23 protein-coding genes, 1 pseudogene and 1 riboswitch are annotated in these 25849 nt (G+C 61.7%); of the genes and pseudogenes, 18 read left to right on the top strand and 6 right to left on the bottom strand.

Annotated features, from left to right (window positions below; all coding sequences use genetic code 11):
- Positions 1-10 precede the first annotated feature (10 nt).
- From JYJ84_RS04030 to JYJ84_RS04000, 7 genes are all read left to right on the top strand, one after another.
- Positions 11-1030 carry a hydroxyquinol 1,2-dioxygenase gene (locus tag JYJ84_RS04030; protein WP_175219124.1) on the top strand — a complete coding sequence of 340 codons (1020 nt, stop codon included), beginning with the start codon at positions 11-13 and terminating at the stop codon, positions 1028-1030.
- Positions 1031-1092: 62 nt separating this feature from the next.
- Entirely contained in the window at positions 1093-2559 is a 1467-nt protein-coding gene (locus JYJ84_RS04025) for an aldehyde dehydrogenase family protein (protein WP_205189120.1), read from the top strand.
- Positions 2560-2567: 8 nt separating this feature from the next.
- Positions 2568-3635 carry a maleylacetate reductase gene (locus JYJ84_RS04020; protein ID WP_175219125.1) on the top strand — a complete coding sequence of 356 codons (1068 nt, stop codon included), beginning with the start codon at positions 2568-2570 and terminating at the stop codon, positions 3633-3635.
- A gap of 28 nt (positions 3636-3663) precedes the next feature.
- Entirely contained in the window at positions 3664-4536 is an 873-nt protein-coding gene (locus JYJ84_RS04015; protein ID WP_175219126.1) for an intradiol ring-cleavage dioxygenase, read from the top strand.
- A gap of 5 nt (positions 4537-4541) precedes the next feature.
- Positions 4542-4853 (top strand): YciI family protein, encoded by a 312-nt coding sequence (locus JYJ84_RS04010; RefSeq protein ID WP_122948745.1) that lies wholly within the window; start codon positions 4542-4544, stop codon positions 4851-4853.
- A 3-nt stretch (positions 4854-4856) separates the two neighbouring features.
- Positions 4857-5192, top strand: a complete 336-nt coding sequence (locus JYJ84_RS04005; protein ID WP_175219136.1) for a Rieske 2Fe-2S domain-containing protein — start codon at positions 4857-4859, stop codon at positions 5190-5192.
- A gap of 196 nt (positions 5193-5388) precedes the next feature.
- Positions 5389-6477, top strand: coding sequence for a porin (locus tag JYJ84_RS04000; protein WP_122948747.1), 1089 nt, complete (start codon positions 5389-5391; stop codon positions 6475-6477).
- Positions 6478-6527: 50 nt separating this feature from the next.
- Here JYJ84_RS04000 and JYJ84_RS03995 read toward each other — a convergent pair whose 3' ends face one another.
- Positions 6528-7187, bottom strand: coding sequence for a glutathione S-transferase family protein (locus JYJ84_RS03995; protein ID WP_174959067.1), 660 nt, complete (start codon positions 7185-7187; stop codon positions 6528-6530).
- A 120-nt stretch (positions 7188-7307) separates the two neighbouring features.
- Between JYJ84_RS03995 and JYJ84_RS03990 the strand changes: the two genes are divergently transcribed.
- From JYJ84_RS03990 to JYJ84_RS03955, 8 genes are all read left to right on the top strand, one after another.
- On the top strand, positions 7308-8123 hold the full coding sequence (locus JYJ84_RS03990; protein ID WP_175219462.1) for a helix-turn-helix domain-containing protein: 816 nt from the start codon (positions 7308-7310) through the stop codon (positions 8121-8123).
- A gap of 65 nt (positions 8124-8188) precedes the next feature.
- Positions 8189-9328 (top strand): nitroreductase family protein, encoded by a 1140-nt coding sequence (locus JYJ84_RS03985; RefSeq protein WP_265343084.1) that lies wholly within the window; start codon positions 8189-8191, stop codon positions 9326-9328.
- Positions 9325-10815: a phenylacetate--CoA ligase family protein gene (locus JYJ84_RS37605; RefSeq protein WP_122948750.1), complete on the top strand. Its 1491-nt coding sequence runs from the start codon at positions 9325-9327 to the stop codon at positions 10813-10815. The genes JYJ84_RS03985 and JYJ84_RS37605 overlap by 4 nt, the downstream gene beginning before the upstream one ends.
- 159 nt (positions 10816-10974) lie before the next feature.
- A riboswitch (SAM-I-IV-variant riboswitch) is annotated at positions 10975-11078 on the top strand.
- A 42-nt stretch (positions 11079-11120) separates the two neighbouring features.
- Positions 11121-11465 carry a hypothetical protein gene (locus tag JYJ84_RS03975; protein ID WP_175219140.1) on the top strand — a complete coding sequence of 115 codons (345 nt, stop codon included), beginning with the start codon at positions 11121-11123 and terminating at the stop codon, positions 11463-11465.
- 1152 nt (positions 11466-12617) lie between these two features.
- Positions 12618-14003, top strand: a complete 1386-nt coding sequence (locus JYJ84_RS03970; protein WP_175219142.1) for a hypothetical protein — start codon at positions 12618-12620, stop codon at positions 14001-14003.
- A 606-nt stretch (positions 14004-14609) separates the two neighbouring features.
- Complete coding sequence (locus tag JYJ84_RS03965; RefSeq protein ID WP_175219144.1) at positions 14610-15188, top strand: ABC-three component system protein; 579 nt, start codon at positions 14610-14612, stop codon at positions 15186-15188.
- Entirely contained in the window at positions 15182-15682 is a 501-nt protein-coding gene (locus tag JYJ84_RS03960; protein ID WP_175219146.1) for an ABC-three component system middle component 5, read from the top strand. Before JYJ84_RS03965 ends, JYJ84_RS03960 begins: the two co-directional genes overlap by 7 nt.
- Positions 15669-17588, top strand: a complete 1920-nt coding sequence (locus JYJ84_RS03955; protein WP_175219148.1) for an AAA family ATPase — start codon at positions 15669-15671, stop codon at positions 17586-17588. Before JYJ84_RS03960 ends, JYJ84_RS03955 begins: the two co-directional genes overlap by 14 nt.
- Positions 17589-17696: 108 nt before the next feature.
- Here the strand turns inward: JYJ84_RS03955 and JYJ84_RS38465 are convergent, their stop codons facing one another.
- On the bottom strand, positions 17697-18005 hold the full coding sequence (locus JYJ84_RS38465) for a helix-turn-helix transcriptional regulator (protein ID WP_205182859.1): 309 nt from the start codon (positions 18003-18005) through the stop codon (positions 17697-17699).
- A gap of 1148 nt (positions 18006-19153) precedes the next feature.
- Here JYJ84_RS38465 and JYJ84_RS03945 point away from each other — a divergent pair.
- A complete protein-coding gene (locus tag JYJ84_RS03945) occupies positions 19154-20029 on the top strand; it encodes a hypothetical protein (protein ID WP_175219150.1) in 876 nt (291 codons plus the stop codon).
- 659 nt (positions 20030-20688) lie between these two features.
- Here the strand turns inward: JYJ84_RS03945 and glmS are convergent.
- On the bottom strand, positions 20689-22518 hold the full coding sequence (gene glmS / locus JYJ84_RS03940) for a glutamine--fructose-6-phosphate transaminase (isomerizing) (RefSeq protein WP_175219152.1): 1830 nt from the start codon (positions 22516-22518) through the stop codon (positions 20689-20691).
- A gap of 156 nt (positions 22519-22674) precedes the next feature.
- Between glmS and JYJ84_RS03935 the strand changes: the two genes are divergently transcribed.
- Complete coding sequence (locus tag JYJ84_RS03935) at positions 22675-23166, top strand: Lrp/AsnC family transcriptional regulator (protein ID WP_175219154.1); 492 nt, start codon at positions 22675-22677, stop codon at positions 23164-23166.
- Between the two features lie 51 nt (positions 23167-23217).
- On the opposite strand, the gene panB is transcribed toward JYJ84_RS03935, so the two are convergent.
- Positions 23218-24075, bottom strand: coding sequence for a 3-methyl-2-oxobutanoate hydroxymethyltransferase (panB, locus tag JYJ84_RS03930; protein ID WP_175219156.1), 858 nt, complete (start codon positions 24073-24075; stop codon positions 23218-23220).
- A gap of 77 nt (positions 24076-24152) precedes the next feature.
- Between panB and JYJ84_RS03925 the strand changes: the two genes are divergently transcribed.
- Positions 24153-24971, top strand: a complete 819-nt coding sequence (locus JYJ84_RS03925; RefSeq protein WP_175219158.1) for a helix-turn-helix domain-containing protein — start codon at positions 24153-24155, stop codon at positions 24969-24971.
- A 19-nt stretch (positions 24972-24990) separates the two neighbouring features.
- Here the strand turns inward: JYJ84_RS03925 and JYJ84_RS03920 are convergent, their stop codons facing one another.
- Positions 24991-25524 (bottom strand): methylated-DNA--[protein]-cysteine S-methyltransferase, encoded by a 534-nt coding sequence (locus JYJ84_RS03920; protein ID WP_122948754.1) that lies wholly within the window; start codon positions 25522-25524, stop codon positions 24991-24993.
- A pseudogene (locus tag JYJ84_RS03915) lies at positions 25521-25849 on the bottom strand (adenosine deaminase); the annotation flags it as partial. The gene JYJ84_RS03920 and the pseudogene JYJ84_RS03915, both read right to left, overlap by 4 nt.

Genomic DNA, 25849 nt, shown 5'->3' with positions numbered 1-25849 from the left:
GAGACACGTTATGGCCACCCTCGACACCCTCGACCTTTCCGCGGGCTTTGCCGCCGATCTGGTGCAAGCCTCCGAAGCCGATGCCGTTACCGGCTACCGCCGCTTCCGGCTCGGCGAATTCGAATTCCAGCGCGACGAATATTTCGTGAAGATCTGCTGGCCCGCGAAAGGCCAGACGCGCACGCATGCGATGCCGGCTGACGCGTTCCTGCGCGCGATGATGCGCGACGTGGCGTGGGGCTTCTTCTACGGCTGGGTGAACTTCGACCACGTGTTCGGCACGCGCAATCACTACGGCAAGGTGGACATGTATGCGGGCACCTTCAACGGCATCCTGAAGGACGCCGGGGTCGACTACACCGAGACCTTCGACACGCCCACGATCATGGCGACCTTCAAGGCGATGCTGCACGACTGGACGAACGAGGGCTTCGACCCGTTCGCGGCGCCGGAGGAAACGGGCACGGCGTTCGGACGCAAGCATGGCGAAAACGGTTCGGCGATCGAGCGCACCCGTATCGCGACGCGCCGCATGCCGGGCCTCGAAGGCGACTCGCCGCTGCGCGACGACCTGCCGGTCAACCGCGCGTTCGTCGATGTCGCGCAGGACGAACCGGAAGTGCATGTCGAGCCGGGCTTCGAAGGCGAGCTGCACGCGTTCAACCTGTTCAAGTACCTGTCGCGCTCGGACGTCACGTGGAATCCGTCGGTCACGTCGGTGTGCGGGCGCAGCCTGTTCTGCCCGACCACCGAGGAATTCATCCTGCCGGTGTTCCACGGCAACGACCGTGTCGAATGGTTCCTGCAACTGTCCGACGAAATCGTGTGGGACATCGGCGACAAGAACACCGGCGCGCCGCGCGCACGCGTGACGATGCGCGCCGGCGACATCTGCGCGATGCCTGCCGACATCCGGCATCAGGGCTATTCCACGAAGCGGTCGATGCTGCTGGTCTGGGAAAACGCGACGCCCGACCTGCCGCAGCGCTACGAGAGCGGCGAGCTCGCGCCGTATCCGATCGCGTTCTGAGCGGCGCTTCCGCTCCCGCTCCCGCTCCCGCTTCCGCTTCTGCAATACACCGAGGACGATTCATGCAAACCCAACTCTTCATCGACGGGCGCTTCGTTGACGCCGTCGACCGCGGCACGATCGACGTGCTGAACCCGCACGACGGCTCCGTCATCACGAAGATCGCGGCAGCCACCGCGGCCGACGTCGATCTGGCCGTCGAAGCCGCGACCCGCGCGTTCCCCAAGTGGTCGGCCCTGCCGGCCGCCGAACGCGGCCGGGTGCTGCTGCGCCAGGCCGACGCGATCGAGGCCAACGCGGACGAGCTGGCGCAGCTCGAATCGCTGGACACCGGCCACCCGATCCGCGATTCGCGCTCGCTCGACGTACCGCGCACGGCCGCCTGCTTCCGCTATTTCGGCGGCATGGCCGACAAGCTGCAAGGCTCGGTGATTCCGGTCGAAACCGGCTTCCTGAACTACGTGCAGCGCGCGCCGATCGGTGTCGTCGGCCAGATCGTGCCGTGGAATTTTCCGCTGATGTTCACGAGCTGGAAGATGGGCCCGGCGCTCGCCGCCGGCAACACCGTGGTGCTCAAGCCGTCGGAAATCACGCCGCTGTCGACGCTGCGCATCGTCGAGCTGATGGCCGAGGTCGGGTTCCCCGCGGGGGTCGTCAATATCGTCCCCGGCTACGGGCATACGGCCGGCCAGCGGCTCGCCGAACATCCGGGCGTCGGCAAGATCGCGTTCACGGGATCGACGGCCACCGGCCGCCGGATCGTCGAAGCGTCGCAGGGCAACCTGAAGCGCGTGCAGCTCGAACTGGGCGGCAAGGGCGCCAACATCGTGTTCGACGATGCCGATCTCGACGCCGCCATCAACGGCGCGGCGTGGGCGATCTTCCACAACCAGGGGCAGGCGTGCATCGCCGGCTCGCGTCTGGTGCTGCACGAGCGCATCGCGGATGCGTTCCTCGAGCGCTTCGTTGCGTTGGCCGCGTCGATTCGCATCGGCAACCCGCTCGACGCCGATACCGAGATGGGGCCGCTGACGTCGAAGCAGCACCTCGATCGCGTGCTGTCGTTCGTCGACGTCGCGCGCGAACAGGGTGGCCGCGTGCTCACGGGCGGCAGTGCGCCGCAGGATCCGGCGCTCGCCAACGGCTACTACGTGCGCCCGACGGTCATCGAGGCAAAGAGCGCGGCAGACCGCGTCGCGCAGGAGGAAGTGTTCGGCCCGTTCGTTACGGTGCTGCGCTTCGGCAGCGACGACGAGGCGCTGGCCATTGCCAACGCGACCGAATACGGGCTGGGCAGCGGCCTCTGGACGAAGGATCTCTCGCGGGCACACAAGATGGCATCGCAGATCAACGCGGGCATGTGCTGGATCAACTGCTACAAGCGCGTCAATCCGGGCAGCCCGTTCGGCGGCGTCGGCCAGTCGGGCTACGGCCGCGAGATGGGCTTCGAGGCCATGCACGACTACACGGAAGCGCGGTCGGTGTGGGTCAACGTCGACGGCAAGGTGCCGCCGCACTTCAAGCGCTGAGGTTCGCGATGGATCGCTTCGTCTATCAGGGCACCCCTTCCCGCGTGGTGTTCGAATGGGGCGCGCTCGACAGGCTGCCGGACGAGCTGTCGACGCTCGGCGCCCGCCGCGCGCTGATCCTGTCCACGCCCGAGCAGCGGCCGCTCGCCGAGCGCGTGGAGGCGATCCTGGGTGAGCGTGCGGCCGGCATCTGCGCGCAGGCGGTCATGCACGTGCCGGTCGAGGTCGCGCATGCGGCGCGCGAGATGGCCGGCGAGCTGGACGCGGACTGCTGCGTCGCGATCGGCGGCGGGTCGACGATCGGGCTCGGCAAGGCCATCGCGCTCGAATCGGTGCTGCCGATCCTGGCCGTGCCGACGACGTATGCCGGCTCGGAGATGACGCCGATCTTCGGGCTCACGGAAGGCCGGCTGAAGCGCACCGGGCGCGACGCACGCGTGCTGCCGCGGACGGTGCTCTACGACCCGTCGCTGACGTTGTCGCTGCCGCCGGACATTTCGGCGGCATCGGGCATCAATGCGATGGCGCATGCCGTCGAGGCGCTCTATGCGGAAGACGCGAACCCGGTGATCAGCCTGATGGCCGAAGAATCGATCCGCGCGCTCGGCGCGGCGCTGCCCGTGGTAGTGCGCGATCCGGGGAACCGCGAGGCGCGCAGCCGCGCGTTGTACGGCGCATGGCTCGCGGGTACCTGCCTGGGCGCGGTCGGCATGGCGCTGCACCACAAGCTGTGCCATACGCTCGGCGGCACCTTCAACCTGCCGCATGCGCAGACGCACGCGGCGACGCTGCCGCACACCGCGCACTACAACCACGCTGCCGCGCCCGATGCGCTGCGCCGCGTGGCGCGCGCATTGGGCGGGAGCGACGCAACCGAAGCCGGCCCGCTGCTGTTCGCGCTGAACGCGCAGCTCGGCATCGCGCCGGCACTGGCCGACCTCGGGATGCCGGAGGCGGGTCTCGACGAAGCGGCCGACCTTGCGTGCCGCAATCCGTATGCGAATCCGCGGCCGATCGAACGCGCGGCGATTCGCGCGCTGCTTCAGCACGCATGGGAAGGGCGTGCGCCGCAATGAACGGCCCGACGCGTCAACGGAGACAGAGATGAGCGACGACCACCATGACGACGACGCCAGGCTGACCGGGCAGGTCGTCGCCAGCTTCGACGGCACGCCGAGCCCGCGCCTGCGCGCGCTGATGCAGAGCCTCGTGCGGCATCTTCACGCGTTCGTGCGCGAAACGGAGCTGACGGAGGCGGAGTGGATGGCCGCGATCCGCTTCCTGACTGAAACGGGGAAGCGGTGCGACGACGCGGTGCGACAGGAGTTCATCCTGCTGTCGGATACGCTCGGCGTCTCGATGCTGGTCGATGCGATCAACCATCGCTTCGCGACCGGCGCGACGGAAACGACCGTGTTCGGCCCGTTCTACATCGACGGGATGCCCGAGCGCGCGTATGGCGAGAACATGGCGTTCACGCCCGGTGTGCCGGCGGTCGTGCGCGGCCGGGTGCTGACCACCGACGGCAAGCCGGTGGCGAACGCAGTGCTCGACGTGTGGCAGACGGCGGAAAACGGCATGTATTCCGGCCAGGATACGGCGCAGCCGCACGGCAACCTGCGCGGCCGCTACCGCACCGACGCCGAAGGCCGCTATGCGATCACGACGATTCTGCCGATCAGCTATCCGATTCCGACCGACGGCCCGGTCGGGAAGATGCTCGAGGCCACCGGCCGACATCCGTGGCGGCCCGCGCATCTGCACTTCATGATCGACGCGCCGGGCTGCCGTACGCTCGTGACGCATCTGTTCGACGAGGACGATCCGTATCTGAAGTCGGATGCCGTGTTCGGCGTGAAGCCGTCGCTGATGGTGGCGTATCGCCGGTGCGACGCGGATGACGCGCTCGCCCGTCAGTTCGGCCTGACCGGCCCGTATCGCGAAGTGACGTACGACTTCGTCCTCGACCGGAGCTGACTGTCATGGCGCGATTCTTTGCGGTGTTTGCGACGGACCAGCCGGGCATGCGCGACGTGCGCGATCGCGTGCGGCCGAGTCATCGGACTTACCTGCGCTCGGCCGACCAGCACGGCGTGGTGGTGCGGCTCGGCGGCCCGACGCTGGACCCGCACGGCGACGCGATGAACGGCACGCTGCTCGTCGTGGAGGCGGACGACATTCAGGCGGTGATGCAGTTCATCGGCAACGATCCGTATGTGAAGGAAGGGCTGTTTTCGCGCGTGGAAGTGCGGCCGTGGGACTGGAGCCTCGGTAACCCCGAGCAGCGAGTGTGAGACATGGACGCACGACAACTCTGCCGGTTTTCCGATGTGCCCGACGGCGGCGCGCGGGTCGTCGATGAAGCCTGCATCGGACGTCCCGTGATCGTGGTGCGACGCGGCGAGCAGGTATGGGCGTACGTGAATCGTTGTCCGCACTTCTCGGTGCCGCTCGATTTCATACCGGGCAGCGTGTCCTGTTACCGGTCGCAGGTATTGATGTGCGCCCATCACAGCGCGCTGTTCCGGTTCGACGATGGCGTGTGTATCGACGGGCCTTGTTCGGGATCGGCGTTGGAGGCCGTGGTTGTCGAGGTGGACGCCGCTGCCTGGATCATCTATCGGGGCGCTTGATTCGAGGGCTTCGATGCGTATGGGCGGGGCCGGTCGATACGGCGGTAATCGTATTGATCAATCAGTAAGACTAATCATATTGAATGTGTCGTTCGTTCGACACCGGAATGAAGGCGATTTCTTGTGAAGCATCGAGCGAGCACCTGCCACGTAGCGGGTGGCAGCCTCGCATTTTCATAAAAAAGACGGAGACACAATGAAACTCAGGTTTGGAGCAGTGGCGATTCTCGCCGTGGCGCAGGGCGCATGGGCGCAGAGCAGCGTGACGATGTTCGGTCTGATCGACGCCGGCATCTCTTATGTCAGCAACGAGGGCGGCGGAAAGAACGCCAAGTTCGACGACGGCATCTACGCGCCCAATCTCTTCGGCTTTCGCGGGACGGAAGATCTCGGTGGCGGATATCGCGCGACGTTCGCGCTCGTGAACCAGTTCTCGATGGCGAACGGCAGCATCATCGGGACGGGGATTTTCGGGCGCAACGCATACGTCGGCCTCGAAAGCGACCGGTTCGGCAGCATCACGCTGGGCAATCAGTACGATTTCATGGTGGATTCGCTGTTTTCGAAGAACAACGCGATTTCACGGGATATCTCGGGGCTGTACGGCTTCCGGAATGGCCCGTTCCAACGTCTCGCGCTTCCCGGTAATCCGACCGGTGCATTCGATTGGGATCGCACGGCGGGCAGCAAACCGATCGCGAATTCCGTCAAGTACAGTTCGCCGACGGTGTCGGGTTTTTCCGGTGGCGCGATGTATGCGTTCGGCGGGGTGGCCGGGTCGGTCGGCGCGGACAATGCGGTCAGCGCCGGGTTGAACTACGACATGGGGCCGTTCGGTGTGGGCGCGGCCTACACGAACGAAAAGTACGGCCCCGCGCCCGGCGTGCCGTCCACAAGTGTGCGCAACTGGGGCGTCGGGATGCACTACGACTTCGGTGTCGTGACCGCGAATGCGCTGATGACCACCGTGCACAATTCCTTCAACGACGCCGGGGTGTGGATGGCCGAAGCGGGCGGGCTGTGGCACGTCAGGCCGGATGTCGTGCTGGGTGCGAAGTACATGTACATGAAGGGCAATGAAGCGGTGAACAACAACCACGCTCACCAGGTCAGCGTGGCGCTTCAATACCTGTTTTCGAAGCGGACGATGGTGTATGTGTCGGCGGACTACCAGCGTGCGAACAACGGCGCGAATGCGCAGGTCAACGGCGTGCTGGATCCGAACGGGGCTTCGAGCTCCGCGACCCAGACGGTGGCGCGGATCGGCTTGCATACGGTGTTCTGACAGGGCGGGCGGAACGGGCATCCCGTTCCGCGTTGCCTTGTGCCGGTGGGCTACCTGGCAGGTGCGGCGGCCGTCTTCGCGTGGTCCTGCTCCGCCGCCAGCGCGGCGTCGGCCGCTTGCGCGCGCTGGATCGCCGGACGCGCGAGGATGCGGTCGATGTACGCGCGCACCGTCGGTGTCTCGGGCATCAGCTTGAACATCGTGATCCAGTGCAGCGCCGCGCCCCACAGTACATCGGCGGCGGTAAAGCGCTCCCCAAGCAGATACGGCCCCTTGGCCAGTTGCGTCTCGATCGCGTTGACGACGGTATCGAAGTCGCCATAGGGCGACGTGGAGTACGGTGCGAGCGGGCGGTTCATCGCGCGATCGACGACGGCCGGCTCGAAGCACGAACCGTAGAACACCATCCAGCGCAGATACGGTCCGCGCAGCGCATCGCCTGCCGCCGGCGACAGACCGGCTTCCGGATACAGCTCCGCCGCATACAGGTAGACGGCGGCCTGTTCGGTGACGATCACGTCGCCGTGGCGCAGTGCGGGAACCTTGCCCATCGGGTTGGTGCGCAGGTAGTCGGGGTCGTGATGCTTGCCGCTCGACAGGTCGAACGTGTGCAGTTCATAGTCAGCGCTCAGCTCTTCGAGCAGCATGCGGGCGCCGGCCGATCGGCTGCGCGGCGCGTGGTAGAGGATCAGGTGACGGTCTGGTTGCATGGCGGGCTCCGGAATGCGGTCGGGGAGAGGGCGCCCAATGTAGGACGTCCGGACACCGTTGTCTTGGAAAAATCCGCTGTGGCGGTGCATCATCGTGACATCGCCGCTACCGTCCACATCATGTCCGACTTGCGCAAGGTGACCGATACCCCGAAGGGCGTGGTCGGCCCACAGGCTGCCCGGCAGCGCTTTCGCCTGAATCGCTACTTCCCGTGTGCGGAACTGGCCGGCGTGCTGGATCACCACTGGATCGTCGAATGGGATTTGCGCGACCAGCCGCCCCATGTGCAGCGCACGCTGCCGTATCCGTGCGTGAGCCTGGTGTTCGACCGGCGGCGCACGGGCATCTTCGGGGTGGTGTCCGGTGCGTTCGAAACCACGCTGGCCGATACGGGGCGCGTGATCGGCGTGCGCTTCCGGCCCGGCGCCTTTCGTGCGTTCTTCGGCAAGCCCGTGCACTTGATGACCGACAAGGTGCTGCCGGTGTCGACGCTGTTGGGTGGCAGCGATGCGGAAGCCGAGGAGGCGGTGCTCGGTGCGCCGGACGATGCCGGCATGGTGTCGGCTGCGGAGTCGCTGCTGCTGCGGGTGCTGCCGCCACCCGATCCGCAGGTCGAACGCATCCACGACATTCTGCAGATGCTGCAGCAGGACATCGGGCTCACGCAGGTGCGTGACCTGGCCGAACGTGCGGGCCTGAGCGAACGCACGCTGCAGCAGCTCTTTTCCGGCTATGTGGGCGTGACGCCGAAATGGGTGATCTGCCGGTATCGGCTGCATGAGGCGGCGGACCAGCTCGCCAGCGGCGAGGCGGTGGATCTGGCGGAGTTGGCGCATGCGCTCGGCTATTTCGACCAGGCGCATTTCACGCGCGACTTCCGCAAGCTGGTGGGCAAGGCGCCAGCCGAATACCGGCGCGACGACGCGAAGCAGTGAGGCCGCCCGGGCATCCGTGAGGGCGCCCCGGCCCTCATGTAAGATGCGCACAGCTTCACCCGGTCTTGAGAGGGGCCGGTTCTCGCGCCACAACGGCAATCAGCCGCACAACAACAAGGAAGCCACGAGATATGCCGGGGATTCCCGCTGAAGATTTTTCTGTCTGGCACACGATCCTGACCGTGGCCCGACACGCACCGTCGCCGCACAACGTTCAGCCGTGGCGTGTGCAATTGATCTCGGACGATTACGCCGAACTGTTCATCGACGGCACGCGCACGCTGCCGAAGGAAGACACGACAGGGGCGTTCCTGCTGTCCGCGATGGGCATGTTCATCGACGCGATCGATCTGCTCGCGGCGCCGCACGGCTTGCGTGTCGAATGGCAAATGCATCGCCCGGTGCAGGCATTCGCGGCCATCCTGTCGCAGCCGACGCCGCCGGGGCTGATACCGTTCGCCGCATTGCGGCTCGTGCCCCAGGCGAACGCGGACGCGTCGCGCGACGATCCGTCCGCGCTGATGCTGGCGCGCCGCACGTCGCGCGTTTCGATGGAACCGACACAGGTACCGGACGCGGCCGTCGCACAACTGGCGGCGCTGGCCGACGAATGGGGGCATCGATATACGCACCTGTCGGGTGCGGAACGGATCGAGCCGATCATCGCGACGAACATCGACGCCGTGTTCCATGACATGAACGTCGCGGACTACCACGACGAAATCACCGCCTGGTTTCGCTTCACCGAGCGTTCGACGAACCTGCATCGCGACGGTCTCGACTGGCGTTGCATGAACCTGTCGCGGGCGGAGTTCTGGATGTCCGCGCGTCTGTCGAAGATCCTGATGTTCAAGCCGACGCGCTTCTATTTCAAGCGCCGCTATCGGTCGCAACTGGGCCACGTACCGGCGATCGGCGTGTTGAGTGGCGATTTCTTCAATCCGGAGAACGCGATCGAATCGGGCCGTTTCCTGCTGCGCTTCTGGCTCGCGCTGACGAGCCTCGGCCTGTACCTGCATCCGTACGGCAACCTGGTCACGAACCCCGATGCCGCGGCGTGGTTCAGCGCGCATACCGGCGTCGACCGGGCGTGGCTCGTGTTCAAGGTCGGCTATTCGCGTACGCCGCCGCAGAGCCAACGCAGGGCGCTTGCCGACATCCTCGTCGACGCGCCGGCCCCGTTCCACTCGCCGAGATCCGCATGAACACGCTCATTCGCCTCTTCCTCGAAGCCATCCTCTGGACGCTCTGGTTCCTTCGTCGCGTGATCAGCGTCGACGGACGTCTCTATGTGTTCCTCAACGCGCCGATTTTTCAGCCCTATCTGGCCTATGTCGGCCGCATGCGCGCCCGCGTCGCGTTCCTCAAGGCGAGCACGTCGTGCCCGGCGTACATCGAGTTCCTGAAGGCCGAAGGCTACAAGGCCGGCGGCACGTGGCGGCTGTCGGACCTGCCTGCCATGACCAAGGAGAACTACATCAAGCGCTATTCGATCGAGCAGCGCTGCTATGGTGGCGCGATTCCGAAGTCGGGTGTCGTCATCGACGAATCGTCGGGATCGACCGGCCAGCCGAACAACTGGGTGCGCAGCGCGGCCGAACGCAGCGACGTCAAGCGCATCCTGCAGCTGAACTATCAGCTGGTGTTTCGCGACTCCGGCAAGATGCTGCTGAACTGCTTTGCGCTCGGGCCGTGGGCGACCGGCATGAACGTATCGATGTCGCTCGTCGACGTCGGCATCATGAAGTCGATCGGCCCGGACAAGGCCAAGCTGATCAACACGCTGAAGCTGTTCGGGCCGAAGTACCAGTACCTGATCTTCGGCTACCCGCCGTTTATCCGCTCGGTGGTCGACGAATGCGACCTCGACCTGACGCCGTATCACATCGATTTCATTGTCGGCGGGGAAGGGCTGTCGGAAGCGTTGCGCGACCATCTGCTGCGCAAGGCGAGCACGGTGATTTCGTCGTATGGCGCGTCGGACCTCGAGATCAACATCGGCGTCGAGACGCCGACGACGATCGGCCTGCGGCGAGCGTTGCTGAGTCGCCCCGAGTTGTGCCGCGAACTGTTTGGCCGCGATACGCCGCCGATGATCTTCCAGTACAACGCGCTCGATTACGTGATCGAAACGAATGACGACGGTGAGCTGCTGGTGACCATCGGGCGGCAGTCCGGGGCGGCGCCGAAGATTCGGTACAACATTCGCGATTCGGGCGGGACGTATAAATTCCGCGAGCTGAACAAGCGCCTGTCGGCACATGGCATGCGCCTGACGGACTTTGCGTCACGCACCAGCCATTTCCCGTTTTTGTTCGTGTACGGGCGTAACGATTCGAGCGTGCCGTTTTATGGCTCGAAAGTGTTCCCGTCTGATATCGAGCAGGTTCTGTCCGCGTCGCCGGTGCTGCATGACGCGATCAGCACGTTCCAGCTCGCGACGACCGAGGATGCGCAGTTGACGAGCTTCCTGCATGTCCATCTCGAACGGGCTTCGGGGAATGGCGCGGTGCAGCTTGATGATGCGGCGCTGCACGGTGAGGTGTTCGAAGGGATGAAGCGCGTGAACCAGGATTTCCGCGAGGTGTCGAGGTTGTTCGATTCGAAGCAGGTGATCGTGCATGTGCATGAGCACGATACGGGGCCGTTTCAAGGGCGGGATATTCGGATCAAGAACAAGTACATTGCGTGAGGGGCGGGGGGCGATGCGTTCGGACACGCGTCGCCTGAAGGAGCGCGCGGGTCGGATCGGCGGCGCCGTCCGGCGCAAAGTTCGGCGCTCCCGGCACTTCTTGCCCACCATCCGTTTTTCGGTATAATGAACCAGCGTTCGAAATGTCGAACGTGAGAAATCAAGCATCCAGAGTCGGACTATCCGACGCCAACCTGCCCTCCCGGGCAAGGTGGACGCCTTCGAGGCGATGCGGCCGATTTACGGCAACGAAACGGGAGCAGCATGGCTGGCACCGGTTCGATAACCACTCATCCGGAGCAACCATGCGTCAAATTTCCTCCGCTTCCCGCCCGGCAGTCTGTGAAGACTGGTCGCACTTCCTTCCCGGTTTCACGCTGACGCATACGGTTCATCTCGTCTCGAGATTGAATCCGGGCATCGTTTCGACCGCGGCTGCTGTGCTCGAAGGTGAAACTGCTACGGTTGACCGGTGGGCCATCACGCGATGTGGTGACGTGCTCGAGCAAAAAATCGTTCTCGGGGAGATGACGGAAGGGCGGGCGGTTCGACTGCGCGAACGGCTTGCTGCGCTCGATGGTGTACTCCGCACGAGGATGGAGCATCATTTCGTTCGGGTCGGTTCGGCCGCCTCCGGAAATGCTATCTAGAGTCTGAAGCAACGGACAAACACCTGTTGTCCGTTGCGCTGAAGCAGGCGCCAGGCGCGCCTTCAAATTTCATCGGGTAGCCGCCGTCAATACCGTTGGGGATACTGCCTCGGCAAACCGCGCGTCAGCGACTCCCGCGAGGCGCAGCGTTGCCGCGCCCGCCGCCGGATGGATTCCCAGTCGTACTCGGCCAGTTTCCACCGGAAGTGCCGCTGCCCGACCGGCCGCCGCTCCCGGTCGATTTGGCCCCACTGGAAGAGCCCTTCGATGCACCGCCCGAGTTGCCGCGCGTGCCACCTTGGTTGCCGCCTGTCCCTTTGCTCATCGCCACCTCCATTGCACATTTAGGGTGCTACTAGCCGCTTCCGATGAGTCGGATTGCGCATCGGAAGCGAGACCCACACACCACGATACTCTTAGGGCGTAGCTTCCGCGAATCTTTGGATATTCCAGTCGGCGAAGATGCGGACGCGCAGGGTCAGGCGCGGTGCTGGTGGATAGCTTCTGTTTGCGGCTAAAGCGCAGGACGAACGCTGTAGCGAAGCGTCATCAGGTCGTCATAGCTTTCGGAGGGGATGTGCGAGCCCATGCAATGGTGAACACCTCGGCGAAGGTCGTTCTCGCAGGCATTACTCTGTGGAGGAAGCCGTCAGACATTGTGTTGACCGATGCGCAAAGCGCGCTGTTTGATGGTCTTTCGGTGCCCGAGGTGCTTCAGCGCGCCAAACTCGCCGCTGCGTTCGTGGGAACGGCGCGTCTACGCCTTATATCGCTCCTTGACCAGATTGGCCTGCATCAGTGGTTGGGCTTCCGCTCAAGCGTTGACCTATTCGGTAAGACGGGTGACCTGGTGCAAGCGACGTCCGTGATTCAATTTCCCGTCTTCAACAACGGCGAGAATTTCCGGAGATTGAGACATCCCGAGAGAGACCCGATGCTGCGTCAGCAGATGCGAGACCACTTCTGCAAGGTGGCTATCGTGGTTGCCAGAACTTGGTTTGCCGCGGCGGGATTCGAGCGAACCTGCGGGCTGACTCTGACGCGCACCAACTCGCCGAGCTTCACCAGGGTGCGACCTCATCCGTTGGCTGCAGGGCTGGGCTGGTGCAAAATCTTGGTGCCGAGAAAACTGCTTCACATTCTGAATGGAATATGGCCCGCGACAACTTTAAAAAATCCCAAATTGACGTGCTTGCCCGACGCGTGGCATTTGTCTGCTCGAATCCAGATTGCGACAACCAGACAGTCGGGCCAAAGAGCGGCCCGGACGGATTCGTGTCGACCGGCGAGGCGGCTCACATTACGGCTGCATCGCCCGGTGGTCCTCGCTATGACGCGGCTATGACGCCTAAGGAGCGGAGTTCCATAGATAACGGAATCTGGCTTTGTCGCAACTGCGCTGTTCTGATAGACCGAGATGCAGAAAAGTACCGGGCTTCGATACTGCGGAGTTGGAAACAAGGGGCGGAGGCGCGAGCACTTTTGGGCATCAACCGACCGGCGAGAGCCAGTGGCGCGTCCGTGCCCGCAAAGCTAGGTACGCCCAGAAGCGTGCACGAGGTGCTGTCGCAAGCAGGCAGTTCAATGTCCGAGATTGCGCGCGCACTAGGACAACTGGACCCACGGCTCAAAATTCGACTTCGGAACGACGGCTCGATGGCAACGATTCAGCTTGACGTCGCAGGCGAAGAGGCCTTGCCGATTCGATTGAACCCGAAAGCTACGCCTGACCGCATAACGCGTCCGGACGATGAAAAGCTTGAGCACTGGCTCTTCATCGCCAATCTGGACAATTGGCATACTGAGCGCGGAGTATTAAAGGAAGCACGTTGGAAGATACCCTCGGCGCCATTAGCCTACGCCATGTTAGTCAATCCGTGTGATGGCAAGGCACATATCGAGTTCTTCTTTAGTGAAGAAAAGCTCGATTTGCTCCGGTTTTTACACAGGGCGTGGTCCGGCCGCAAAGAGCATACCGCAATGTTGACGGGCCTCCCGGATACACTGGTCCACGTTACTCATCCGCGGGATTGGTACCTTGTGTGGGACGACGAGGAGGAACTGGGAGACGCGACCAATGTGACCGAACTCCTTGCGAACCGAGGATTAGTAGAAAGAAGACTTGGGGAGCCGAATTCTCCGGTGGCGAAAGCGCTGATGGACACGCTGCTCAGGCTGTTCGCATGTGAGCAAGCGAACCTCGACGAAGTCAACGACCCGTTTGATTTCGATGATGAGCCGGAAGACGGCTATGAACGAGACGGCTCCGACGACGACGACGAGCCCCAGAGCATTCTTCTGTTTGACAATCCATGGGACGAGGCGCTGCTGGCCAAGCTCGGTGCGATAGTGTCTCGGCTATTTTCTGATTCATATCTCGGCGGTAGTTATATACGAAATAATAAAACTCCGCCGCATAGTGACCGCGTTGGCCGCCCACTTAGTGATTCATGGCTACACCTATTCGTGAGTCGTCGGCAACATCCGATGGTCGACTGGTTTGATACCGAATTCAAGCCGTTCTTCCGATTGGCTTGAGATTTCCTGTTTGCATGTGACGACAATCATACTGTGGACTTCTCCGGTCTAGTTCGTTATCGCACGTGGTACCAGTTCTGGCTCACCGTGGGCGCGCAGCCAGAAATCCATGCACGGACACCTTGCGGCTAACGGGCAGCCGAGTTCGAGAAGTTGGCTGCGCTCTTCGGTCTTTTGCAAAACTCGGTGCGTCCCGTTGCGTGAGGCTGGACTACCAGCGCGCATCCGAGCTTGTAGACCTCCTGCGTTTGCAGTGTCCTGTATGCACACAATAATGATTCAAAGTGCATATATTTGCGGCATAGATGCTTCATTTCTAGGCAAGGTCGCCTGGAAGCAGTGGCAAAATTGCTCTCTTCGAGTATGCATCTTATAATGGCGTCAAATCAGCTAAATAGCGACCAGACATACTGGGGGGACCATGGAGTGGTTGAAATATGCCGTCGCGGCACTCGCGACAATTGCGGCCGGATGGAGTGTGAAGGTGGCCATGTCACATCGGTCATCGAGCAAAAAGCGTACAACCATCGTTTCGCAAAAGAACAATCGCGCGGGCGGGGACATCGTCGGCGGAGACGTGTATAAGAACAACCGTGAGTAACGCGTGTGTTCACGAGCCAAAGTCACAACGACGTCACCGGAGACCTTGTCGGCGGAGACAAAGTCGACAACAGGAAGACGACCGTCATCCAGTTGGTCGCGAGCACAACTGCCGGGCAGGAACTCGAGGGGCTTTACGCGAAGCTAAAAGCTGACGGCATAGGTGACGCATCGCACGGTCAATTCTCCGCGAAACTGCAACATTATATGTCGTCTACGACGGACGGCGACGTTCGCGGGCTTGACGCCAAACTTCGAGATAGTGGCCGAGAAGACCAGATTTGGGCGGCTAAAGGACTGAAGGAGCGGGCGGTCAAGTCCATCATGAGGCACCAGACCTCTCGGACCGCGCAGCGGGTATACACGATTGTCCTGTCTGAGTTGCACGCGGCGTTCACCCTCACGGTGACCCCGGTGATTCAGGAAGGAGCGGACCGTGTTGCGGTCGACCAATGCATAAATGCCATCTTGCAGGCGACGAAGAGCATGCTAGGCGAAAATGTTCTCGAGTTTGATGTGATGGACTTGCTCGCGCTCCTGTACTACCTCGGTGGCAATTGCCATATAAGGTGGGACAAATGCTGATATATCATCCCGCGTTTGACGCATATCACTGCGTTTTTCGAATGCTCCTGTTGGCGGAGCGTGTTGAAAATATCGAAATTGAAAAAGCAAGGTTGCTAGATTTTTATCTTGTTTTTCCGGGGATGGTTCGCGAGGTTCGATTGCCGGATACTTTGAAGACATTGCGCGCACACGCCAAAGCAGCAGTTAACGTATATCGCGACCCGGTCAGTGGGCTTTCGACTTTTCGTGACATGCGACATATTCAAGAAGCTGCACTGAAATCTATTGCGGCTTCAGGGCTAATTGATATCAAGCGGTACGAACATGGCTTTGTGACGCGCACAGATGTGTCCGTCGCCCCAAGTCTAAAAGAGAAGCTTGACGAATTCGTTGCCGTGAGCGGACCTGTTATCGAAGGCATTCTGACCGGCTTGTCGCAAATTCCGTTGCGTGGCCCAAATGGGTTGAAACACCGCTCTGAACTCATGGAACATCGGTATGACTTTGTTTGAACCCACTCTTCGGGTAAGTCGCCTTAAAGTATTCCAAGGTGGACACGTCGCATTCGACTGCAAGTTCCACGCTGGCGTTAATGTTATCCGCGGGCGGAACAGTTCAGGAAAGACGACGGTCATGGACATGTTGGCTTTTTCCCTCGGTGCAGAGAACATTCGATGGAAGCCCGAAGCATTGCGATGCACTTCTGCATACGTAGAAGTCCTTCTCAATGGCGAGTTCGCGTGTCTTAAACGAGATATAGATACTGCGTTTCTGCGCCCAATGTCTATCTTTTGGGGGACGATGGAGGAGGCGCTGCAGGCCGGCCCTCAGCGCTGGGAGACTTACCCGTTCAAACGTAGCATGCATCAGATTAGCTTCTCGCAGGCTCTTTTCGAAGCAATGAAGATGCCCCAGGCTCAGGGCGATGGGGCATCGAATCTCACGATGCACCAATTGCTACGTGTGCTCTATGCTGACCAGCCATCTGTCCATAGTCCTATCTTCAGATTAGATAGCTTTGATAGCCCGTTGACCCGTGAAATGGTAGGCGGCTATCTCGGCGGCGTGTATGACGATGTGCTGTACTCGGCGCAACTTCGCGTTAGGGAGTTGGACGCACAAATCAGCAAGAAAGAATCTGAACTCCGCAGCATTTTCAATGTGCTTGGACGCTCAGGGCAATCGCCTGACCTTGAGTTTTTGAACACGAAAATTGTTGAGCTTGAAGAGGCGCGTGCCACTCTCGCGGCGTCGTTGGTAGCGCTCAAGGAAAAGCGGGAGCTTCCTCGTAAAGAGTCCAATAAGGCTAGGGCGACGGCGGACGGGTTACGCCAAGCCTTGAATAACGCGAGGAAGGCTGAGTCTGGCGCAAAAGACAAGTTGGCAGCCCTTGACCTTGATATCGCCGATTCCCGTCTGTTCGTGAAGGAACTGGAGTCGCGTCTGCTGAACCTTGATGAATCCAAGGAGACCCGCAGTTACTTCAGCAATGTGCAATTCCGTTTTTGCCCGAGTTGCTTGAGTGAACTGTCGGAAGCGCATGCAGATGCAGAGCATTGTCACCTGTGTACCACTGCTTTAGGAGATGGCCGAGGCGATACTCAATTGCTTCGTATGCGCAACGAATTGAGCGTCCAGCTAAAGGAGTCTAGGTCTCTCATCGACGGACGCACGGAGGAGGCGGAGGCGCTTAGGGTGGAGATTCCACTCTTGAGTCAACGCGTAAGAAAGCTTGAACAAGACTACAGGGTCGAGGCGAATGTCTGGTCAAGTGATGTTGAAGTCGCACTGGAAGACGCTGCACGGAAATTGGGGGCATTGGACCAGGAAATTAGACAAGCTTACGAGCGCCAGAAGCTTGCAAGCGTTATTTCCGAACTCCAGGAGCGGCGAGATGCACTGGCAGCGGAAAGCAAACGACTGGCCGAAAGAATTGAGCAGCTTGAGCAGAAGCAGGCTCAGCGCAAAGTCGAAGTTGCGAATGCTGTAAACGATGCGACGGTTCGACTGCTGAAGCAGGACCTTCAGCTACAGCCGGAGTTTGTTAATGCACGTCAGGCGAGCTTCGATTTCATCGAAAATGCCGTCTATGTAAATGGTTCGAAAAACTTCTCTGAAAGCTCTGCAGTCGTGCTCCGACATGTATTCCATCTTGCGCTTCTGACTGCAAGCATACAAAAGCCGTACATGCGACTACCGCGTTTCCTCATGCTTGACGGCATTGACGACGGTGGGATGGAGAAGGAGCGTAGCCATCGGCTTCAAGAGCTTATCGTGGAGGAGTGCTCGACGTACGAAGTCGACTTCCAGCTGATTTTCGCGACTTCGGAAATTAATCCTAAGCTGGAAACGTCAGAGCTGGTTGTAGGGCGTTACTTCACGTCGGACGCACGTTCGCTTGATGTCCGCGACGTATAGGCCTATATCGATAGGTGGACGATGAGACTTAAGCTCATGCTCCGGATGGACCGGTGAATGCCGACGATTGGTCCATACCGAAGTCCCATAGTCGGTGCAGACCTGTGCTCATCTCAATTTTTTTCGTCTAGGGCTGCTGGCATGCTGCCGCGGCACTGCCTCGTGGGTCATCGTGATTTGGTTAATGGTCGGCACCGGTGCAATGGTGTCGAACCATGACTCTCGGCCCAACACTCGAAGAACTAGGATAAGCGTATGCAGTGACGGGCCCTCGCCATTTTCGAGATTCCTAACGGAGCGTACGCTGATGCCGGCGCGTGCTGCCAAAATAGCCTGATCCAGGTTCTTATAGACTCGAAGCGTCTTTACTTTCTGGCCGACATCGATGGCTATCTCATCGGGTGTTCGTATTCGCATCGGTGGACGCTTATAGCAGCTCGCTCTTTCTCCTTAGGAAATCACCTGCAGCAACCGGCAAGACTTTGCCTGTTCAACGCAAGAATGCCGATAAAGGGAAGATTCTTGCCGCTTGTGGATGGTCTACCCAGACGAGTTCGGCGCGACTGTCCATCGTTACGTCTGCATCGGCTTTCAAACTTTAGGTAGGGCTTCGGCAGAAATTGCGACGTCAATAAAAGATTGATATTCATTTTGCGATGACGCGGCCTGGAAGAGCTAGCCGCAGAAGCGGCAGTGGTGTTCCATCGGAACGTTCCCACGCAGTCTCCAGCGGAAACGGGGCAGCGTAAAGTTTGGTATTCAATGCTCCATTGAGTCGTCATCCTCGGGCCGGGAATCGAGGTAGGCTTGCCTCGCGGTGTCTAGTTCCGCTTTGTACCTCTCCACAGAGGCGGCATCGATATTGATGCGCGCCGCTTGGTTCTCTCGGCAGGACCTCATTCAGCCTTCCAAATTCCACGAGCTTCTTCACATGGGCGCGGCTGACGAATAGAAATTCTGCAACTTCGACTAGCGTTACGGCTTCCTCCGTTTCCAGGTGAACACGTGTCAGCCATCGCGCGATACGCTTCAACGCGTCATCGTCGCGAATTCCCTTCGTCGAGTCGAGTAGGAGGAAATGGTCGACAAGTTCTCCCGGCTCGCGGCCGAATCGCTCGGCACCGAACACTGAGTCGTCGATTGCGAGCCAGTGCTTGAGGAGCTTCCCATACGCGCAACTGAGTATGACGTGAGTGCGTTCGGTGCCGTCTAGGACATAGCTGCGCTGCGGCTTGATGCTACTGTTCGTGCCGACTACGTGTGGTTGACCGGGGAGCAAATGCTGAGCTAAGACTTAGCGCGGTGTGGCGCTCGGGGCCGGTCACGTGAAGCAATGCAACTCACTCGCTCTCGATTGGGCAAAGCGACAAACCTTGCGTGCTAGGCTGTTAGGCTCCATGCGATGGTCAAGACGCGAATCAAACGCTACAAATTCCCCGGGACCGGCAGGAGGAGGCCAACGCACGGTGCCGTGACCGGCCGAACCACGCCCTATCTGCCTCGACCGATTGCATGTGTAATATGTCGATTCCAGAACAGACAACTGACGTTTGCACGGGGAAATCATGAGTCTGACGGTTCACCAATACATCATGGCCGATGTCCGGACTACCGGTGTTTTCGGAGAGCGTGGCCTCGGCATGCACACGCTCAAATTCAGCACAACCTTTGATATTGCCAACCAGCATCCGGCTCATCCAGCAGGCATGTTCATCGATAGCTTGCGCGCGAGCGTGTGGCTGCATTCTGCGAATCAAGGGCGTCTTCTGCTGGGTCCAGCAGAGTTCGAACAGCCACTGATAGTTCGGCGACTGAACCATGCGATGTCGCAGCCATCGCTGTTACGCGTGATGTTCAGTGACCGTCAACTGCTTGCGCTAGAGGAACTCCGGGGTGGCGGTGGTCTGGTTTTTGAAGTCGAGATAATAGGGCTGGCTCACGCGCCTAACGACACACACCCCGTGGCTGAGAGTGTGCGTGTTGAGGTCAATCTCAGTGACTGGGTGAAGGTACTGGAGTCGCTCGGCGTAGCCGATTCGTTTGTTGTTGGAGTAGAGGCGCCCCTAGACGCGCCACCGCAAATGGCTCACGCGATTGAATACTTGAAAAAGGCACGACGTGCGCTTGCTGCGGGCGAGTATGAGCAGACGGTCTCGTTCTGTCGCTTGTCGCTGGATAGCTTGAAGGAAGCATCCCCGTTGCTTGAGCAATTGAGCGAGTCAGTTCGTGGGGGAAAGAGTCAGGATTTCTCGAAATTGCAGCGTGCAGCGGCACTTTACAACGTGGTCCGGAACTACACGAACCTAGGCCATCACTTGGATGGGGCAGGAAAACCGGTGCTCTTCAGTCGCCGGGACGCCGTTATGGTCCTGACCACGACGGCTTCGTTGGCAGGTATGGTGGCGGAGTTGGAATCGACACCGACTGACAATGCGAAGTAGCCAGAAGTGCACTGGATATTCGCACGCTCAAGGATGTGTTGTCCACAAGGTGACTTTGCCACGAAATTACTAGTTACCTGCCTCGGTCTCGCTCGGCAACTTGTCGGCCGGCAAATTGTCCTGCCATGCGGCATAGGTAATCGTCGTCCCTTTGAGTCGCCAGGAATTTCGCTCATTGTCCGTTCTGCCCCAAAACCGTAGCGGATGAGTGTCCTCGGTCCAGTTACGTCGAGGTATAGCGTAGCCAACGGCCTGTGGCACGGAAGGCCATCTTTGCTGTGCTCCGGCCGCGCATGGTCCGGATTTTTCAGATTCCTGCCGGCGAGTATCAAAAGGTATCAACGCTTTTGATACCAGCGTCGCTCGACCTCTTCGGGCCAAGCTGCGCGCCCCGAGGAGACGTCAGGTGAGCTGCGGCAGAGACCGGTGGGTAAACCCGGTAGGAGGTGGCGATGGAGCGGGAGGTACGAGCCTAGCGCGAGAGTCGTTTTCTCTCTCCCGGGTCGTTCCAAGAAGGCCATGCCGAAGTTCTATTAGTTTCGCTTAAGCCCCGTCCCGCTTGGGTTTGCGGGAGGTGGGCCGGCCTTAAGCGAAACTTTTTCGACATGCTTTAAGTAAAACTATTAGAACTTGCCACATGCAGAACTTGCCATGCCCCCTCACTCCACCGTCACCGACTTCGCCAGATTCCGCGGCTTATCAATATCCGTCCCCCGTGCCAGCGCAGCGTGATACGCGAGCAGTTGCATCGGCACCGTATGCAGAATCGGCGAAAGCGGCCCGTAGTACTCATTGAGCCGAATCACCTCAATCCCCTCGCTGGGCACCAGCCCGCAGTCCACATCCGCGAACACAAAAAGCCGGCCATTCCGCGCGCTGACCTCATGCATGTTCGACCGGAGCTTCTCGAGCAGCATGTCGTTCGGCGCGACCGCAATCACCGGCATTTCATTGCTGACGAGCGCCAGCGGCCCATGCTTCAACTCCCCAGCGGGATAAGCCTCCGCATGAATATACGAAATCTCCTTCATCTTCAGCGCGCCCTCGAGCGCGATCGGATAATGCATTCCGCGCCCGAGAAACAGCATGTTGTCGCGTCGCGCGAGCAACTCTGACCACGCCATGATCTGAGGCTCCAGCGCGAGCACTTTCGACATCGCATCGGGCAGATGCCGCAGCGCACGCAGATGCTCCTTCTCCTGGTCGTCGCTTAACCGCCCGCGCACCTGCGCAAGCGATAACGTCAGCAGAAACAACGCAACGAGCTGCGTCGTAAAGGCCTTCGTCGAAGCCACCCCGATCTCGATCCCCGCACGCGTGACGAACTGCAGCGCACATTCCCGCATCAACGCACTCGTCGCGACGTTGCAGATCGCGAGCGTATGCATCATCCCGATACGTTTGGCGACATGCACCGCACCGAGCACATCGGCCGTCTCACCGCTTTGCGACACCGCGACGACGAGCGTGCGCGGATTCGGCACGCTGTCGCGATACCGAAACTCGCTCGCAATTTCCACGGTGGCCGGCAGCTTCGCGATGCTCTCGATCCAGTACTTTGCGGTGAGCGCTGCGTGATAACTCCCGCCGCACGCGAGCAACAACACCGAATCGACGTCATTGAAAACCCGCCACGCGCCGTCACCGAACAACTCCGGCATGATCGAAGACACATCGAGCAACGTATCGGCCACCGCCTGCGGCTGCTCGAAGATCTCCTTCTGCATGTAGTAGCGATACGACCCGAGATCGGCCGCGCCGCTATGCGCGGCGACCCGCTGCACCGCGCGTTCGACGCGCTGGCCGGCTGCGTCGACGATCCAGTAGCGATGCAGCTGGATATCGGCAACATCACCGTTCTCGAGGTAAGCGATGCGATCGGTAATCCCCGACAGCGCAATCGCATCCGACGCCAGGAAATTCTCGCCTTCGCCGACGCCAACGACGAGCGGCATCCCATCACGCGCGCCGACGATCCGGTGCGGCTCGTCGCGACACATCACCGCGATCGCATAGCTGCCGCGCAGTCGCGCGACCGCGCGCCGGACCGCATCGAACAGATCGCCGTCATACAGGTGGTCGATCAGGTGCGCGATCGCCTCGCTGTCGGTCTGGCTCGCGAACACGTAGCCGTGCGCCTGCAGTTCGGCGCGCAGTTGATCGCAGTTCTCGATGATCCCGTTGTGCGACAGCGCGATGCGCGCATTGGCGTCGCTCGGCGAGAAGTGCGGATGTGCGTTGAGCGTGACGGGCGCGCCATGCGTGGCCCAGCGCGTATGTGCGATGCCGGTGTAGCCCGACAGCGCTTGCTCGGCGATCTCGCGCTGCAGGTTGGCCACACGATCGACGCTGCGGGCGCGCGCCAGCGCCCGGTCGCGGTAGACCACGACGCCGCACGAATCGTAGCCCCGGTATTCGAGCCGCTTCAGGCCGTCGACCAGGTTCGGCAGGATGTCCCGCTGGGCGACCGCCCCGACAATTCCACACATATCGCGCTCCGTAAATGTCCTGTCTGGATCAGTGAGAGCGATGGTAGAACTGCCTAAATGGAATTAAATTTCAAAATACAAGCACAAATGAAACTAATGAGATATCGTCTATCATGTTGAAATTAAATTTCACGCCCTGACCGGAAGGAGCCGCCGATGGCCGGCATCACCCTCGACGATCTCGACCTGCGCATCCTCGCGATCCTGCAGGACGACGCGTCGGTGTCGAACTTGCAACTGGCCGAGCGCGCGCTGTCGTCGCCACCCACTTGCATGCGCCGCGTGCGGCGGCTGACGGAGGCCGGCGTGATCCGCCGGCAGGTCGCGGTGCTCGATCCGGTGGCGATCGGTACAGCCGTCACTGCGCTGATCGAGATCAGCCTCGACCGGCAGACAGCGGAAGACTACGACGCATTCGAGGCGTACGTGTGCGCGGAGCCGGCCGTCACGCAGTGCTATCGCGTGTCGCCGGGGCCCGATTTCGTCGTGGTGGCCGATCTGGCCGACGTCGCCGAATACGACGAATTCGCGCGACGCTTGTTCACCGGCGCGTCGAACGTTCGCAACGTGCGGACGTTCTTCTCGACGCATCGCTCGAAATTCGAGGCGAACGCGCGGGTCACGCATGCAATGCGCAAGCGCGCATGAAGTGATCGCACCATAGTGCGCAAAGCGTTCGCGAATGCATTCGCGACGTCATCACGCAGCCGCGTCAGCCGCGCCCACCAGCTGCAGCGGCTTGCCGTACCCAAAGCAATGCGCGGGTTCCGGAAACACGCGCTGCCGCACATCGTGCGCATACTGGCGGATCGCATCGCGCATCACCGCATTCGCATCGGCATAACGCTTCACGAAGCGCGGCGTGTACGCATCGAATGCGCCGATCATGTCCTCGGTCACGAGCACCTGCCCGTCGCACGCGGGCGATGCGCCGATGCCGATCGTCGGGATCGTCAGCGTGTCGGTGATATGGCGCGCGAGCGCTTCGGCAGTGCCTTCGACGACAACGCTGAACGCGCCGGCCCGTTCGGCCGAGCACGCGGCGTCGAACACCTGCGCGGCCGAGCGCGGGTCCATCCCCTGCGCGCGGAAGCCGCCCGTCGCGTTGGCCTGCTGCGGCATGAGGCCGATGTGCGCCATCACCGGAATGCCACGCTCGGTCAGGAAGCGGATCGTGTCGGCCATCTCGCTGCCGCCTTCGAGCTTCACGGCCTGCGCACCGGTTTCAGCGAGCAGGCGCGCGGCGGAGCGATACGCTTGCGCGGGCGATTCCTGGTACGTCGAGAACGGCAGGTCGACGACGACGCACGCCTGCGCGGCGCCGCGCATGACGGCCGCACCGTGTGCAATCATCATGTCGAGCGTGACGCGCAGCGTATCGGGCATCCCGTACAGCACCATGCCGACGGAGTCGCCGACGATGATCACGTCGGCCACCTCGTCGACCAGCTTCGCCATCGGCGCGGAATACGCGGTCAGCGACACGAGGCTGCCGATGCCCTTGGTCGATCGGATCGCGGTGACGGTCTTGCGGGTGGTGCGGGTATGAGCGCTCATGAACGGAAGCCGTGTGAAAGAAGAGCCGCCACGGTAGCATCGGGCTCGTTCGTGCAATGACCTTCGGAGGACGTCTTATGTTGCTGGCGGGACAATCGGGTGACCCTTACGCGGTGCCGCCGATGGCGTGCTTGCCGAGGCCGCTGTACGTGCGCGCATTCGGGATTCCCGGCAACGTGAGCATCGACGCGCACAGTCATCCGTGGGCGCAGCTGATGTATGCGACGAGCGGCGTGCTCGAGGTGTCGACGCCGTCGGGCCGGCACCTGCTGCCGCCGCACTATGCGATGTGGATTCCGCCGCACGTGCCGCATGCGGTGTCGACGCGCGATTGCGTCGCGTTCCACAGCCTGTACCTCGACGCAGCGATCGCGCGCGACGACGTGCACGACGATTGCGCGATCCTCAGCATGACGCCGCTACTGCGCGAGCTGGTGATCGCCACGGCCGACTTGCCGGTGAACTACGACGAGACGGGGCCGGACGGCGCGCTCGTCTGCCTGATCGCCGACCGGATCGCACGGATGCGGCAGGCGCCGCTGACGGTGCCGCTGCCGCGCGATCCGCGTCTGCTGAAAATCGCGCGTGCGTTGCATGCGTATCCGGGCGATACGCGCAGTCTCGACGATTGGGGGCATCAGGTCGGCGCGACGCGACGCACGCTGTCGCGGCTGTTCCGGCAGGACACGGGGCTGTCGTTTACCGAATGGCGGCAGGCGGTGCGGCTGCTGGCGTCGCTGCCGCTGCTCGATGCCGGCGAGCCGATCGGCGCGGTGGCCGCGCAACTCGGCTACGACTCGACGTCGTCGTTCATCGCGCTGTTCCAGGCGAAATTCCAGGTGACACCCGGCGCTTATGCGAAGCGTGAAGCGCGCCGGCCCGTGCTGAACGCGTGACGCGGCGGCACACCACGACTCAGAACGCGAGCGCCTGCTGCACCGGATGGTGGGCGCCGCGCTCGAACCCCGCGCCTTCGAGCGACAGCAGCGCGCGCTTGCGATCGATGCCGCCCGCATAGCCGGTCAGGCTGCCCGATGCGCCGACCACGCGATGGCACGGCACCATGATCGACACCGGGTTCCGGCCGACCGCACCACCCACGGCGCGCGCGCCGCTCATTGGCAAGCCGACGCGCTCGGTGATGTCGCCGTACGTCACGAGTTCGCCGAACGGAATCGCGAGCAGTTCCTTCCATACGCGTCGCTGAAACGCGGTGCCGCGCAAGTGAATCGGCACCGAGAACGTCTCGCGCGTGCCGGTGAAGTACTCGGCAACTTCTTCCGCGACCTTGCGCGCAAGCGGCGACATCGCGCGCGCGTCCGCCTCGGTCACGATCGCAACGGGCGGGAAGTATTTCTGGCCGACGAAGTACAGGCCCGTCAGCGCATCGTCCTCGATGCGCACGGCGATGTCGCCCAGCGGGCTCGGAATCAGGTGAGCGGGAGTCATCGCAATACATCTCCATGAAGGCGCCACACGTGCAGTGCGGCATACGCGCGCCATGGCGCCCAGCGCGCCGCATGCGGCGGGGATGATGGCACACGGGCGCGTTCGGTGCGGGCGGGAAGCCACGCATCGTCGGCCGGGAACGCATTCGGCCAGGCCATCGCGCGCATCGCGACGTACTGCACCGCGCGTTCGTCGAAGCCGGGCAGCGCGCGCAGCGCGGCAAGCGTCGCGTCGAGCGGCGCCATCGGTTCGAGCGCGAGTGTGCCGTCGTCGACTGCGCGGGCGAGCGACACGATCGCCTGGGCGGCGTCGCGCGCAATGCCGA

Origin of the sequence: Burkholderia sp. LMG 13014 (assembly GCF_905232215.1) — a bacterium.
Classification (GTDB): Bacteria; Pseudomonadota; Gammaproteobacteria; order Burkholderiales; family Burkholderiaceae; genus Burkholderia.
The sequence above is the reverse complement of the archived record's forward strand: the minus strand, read 5'-3'. Positions and strand labels throughout refer to the sequence as shown.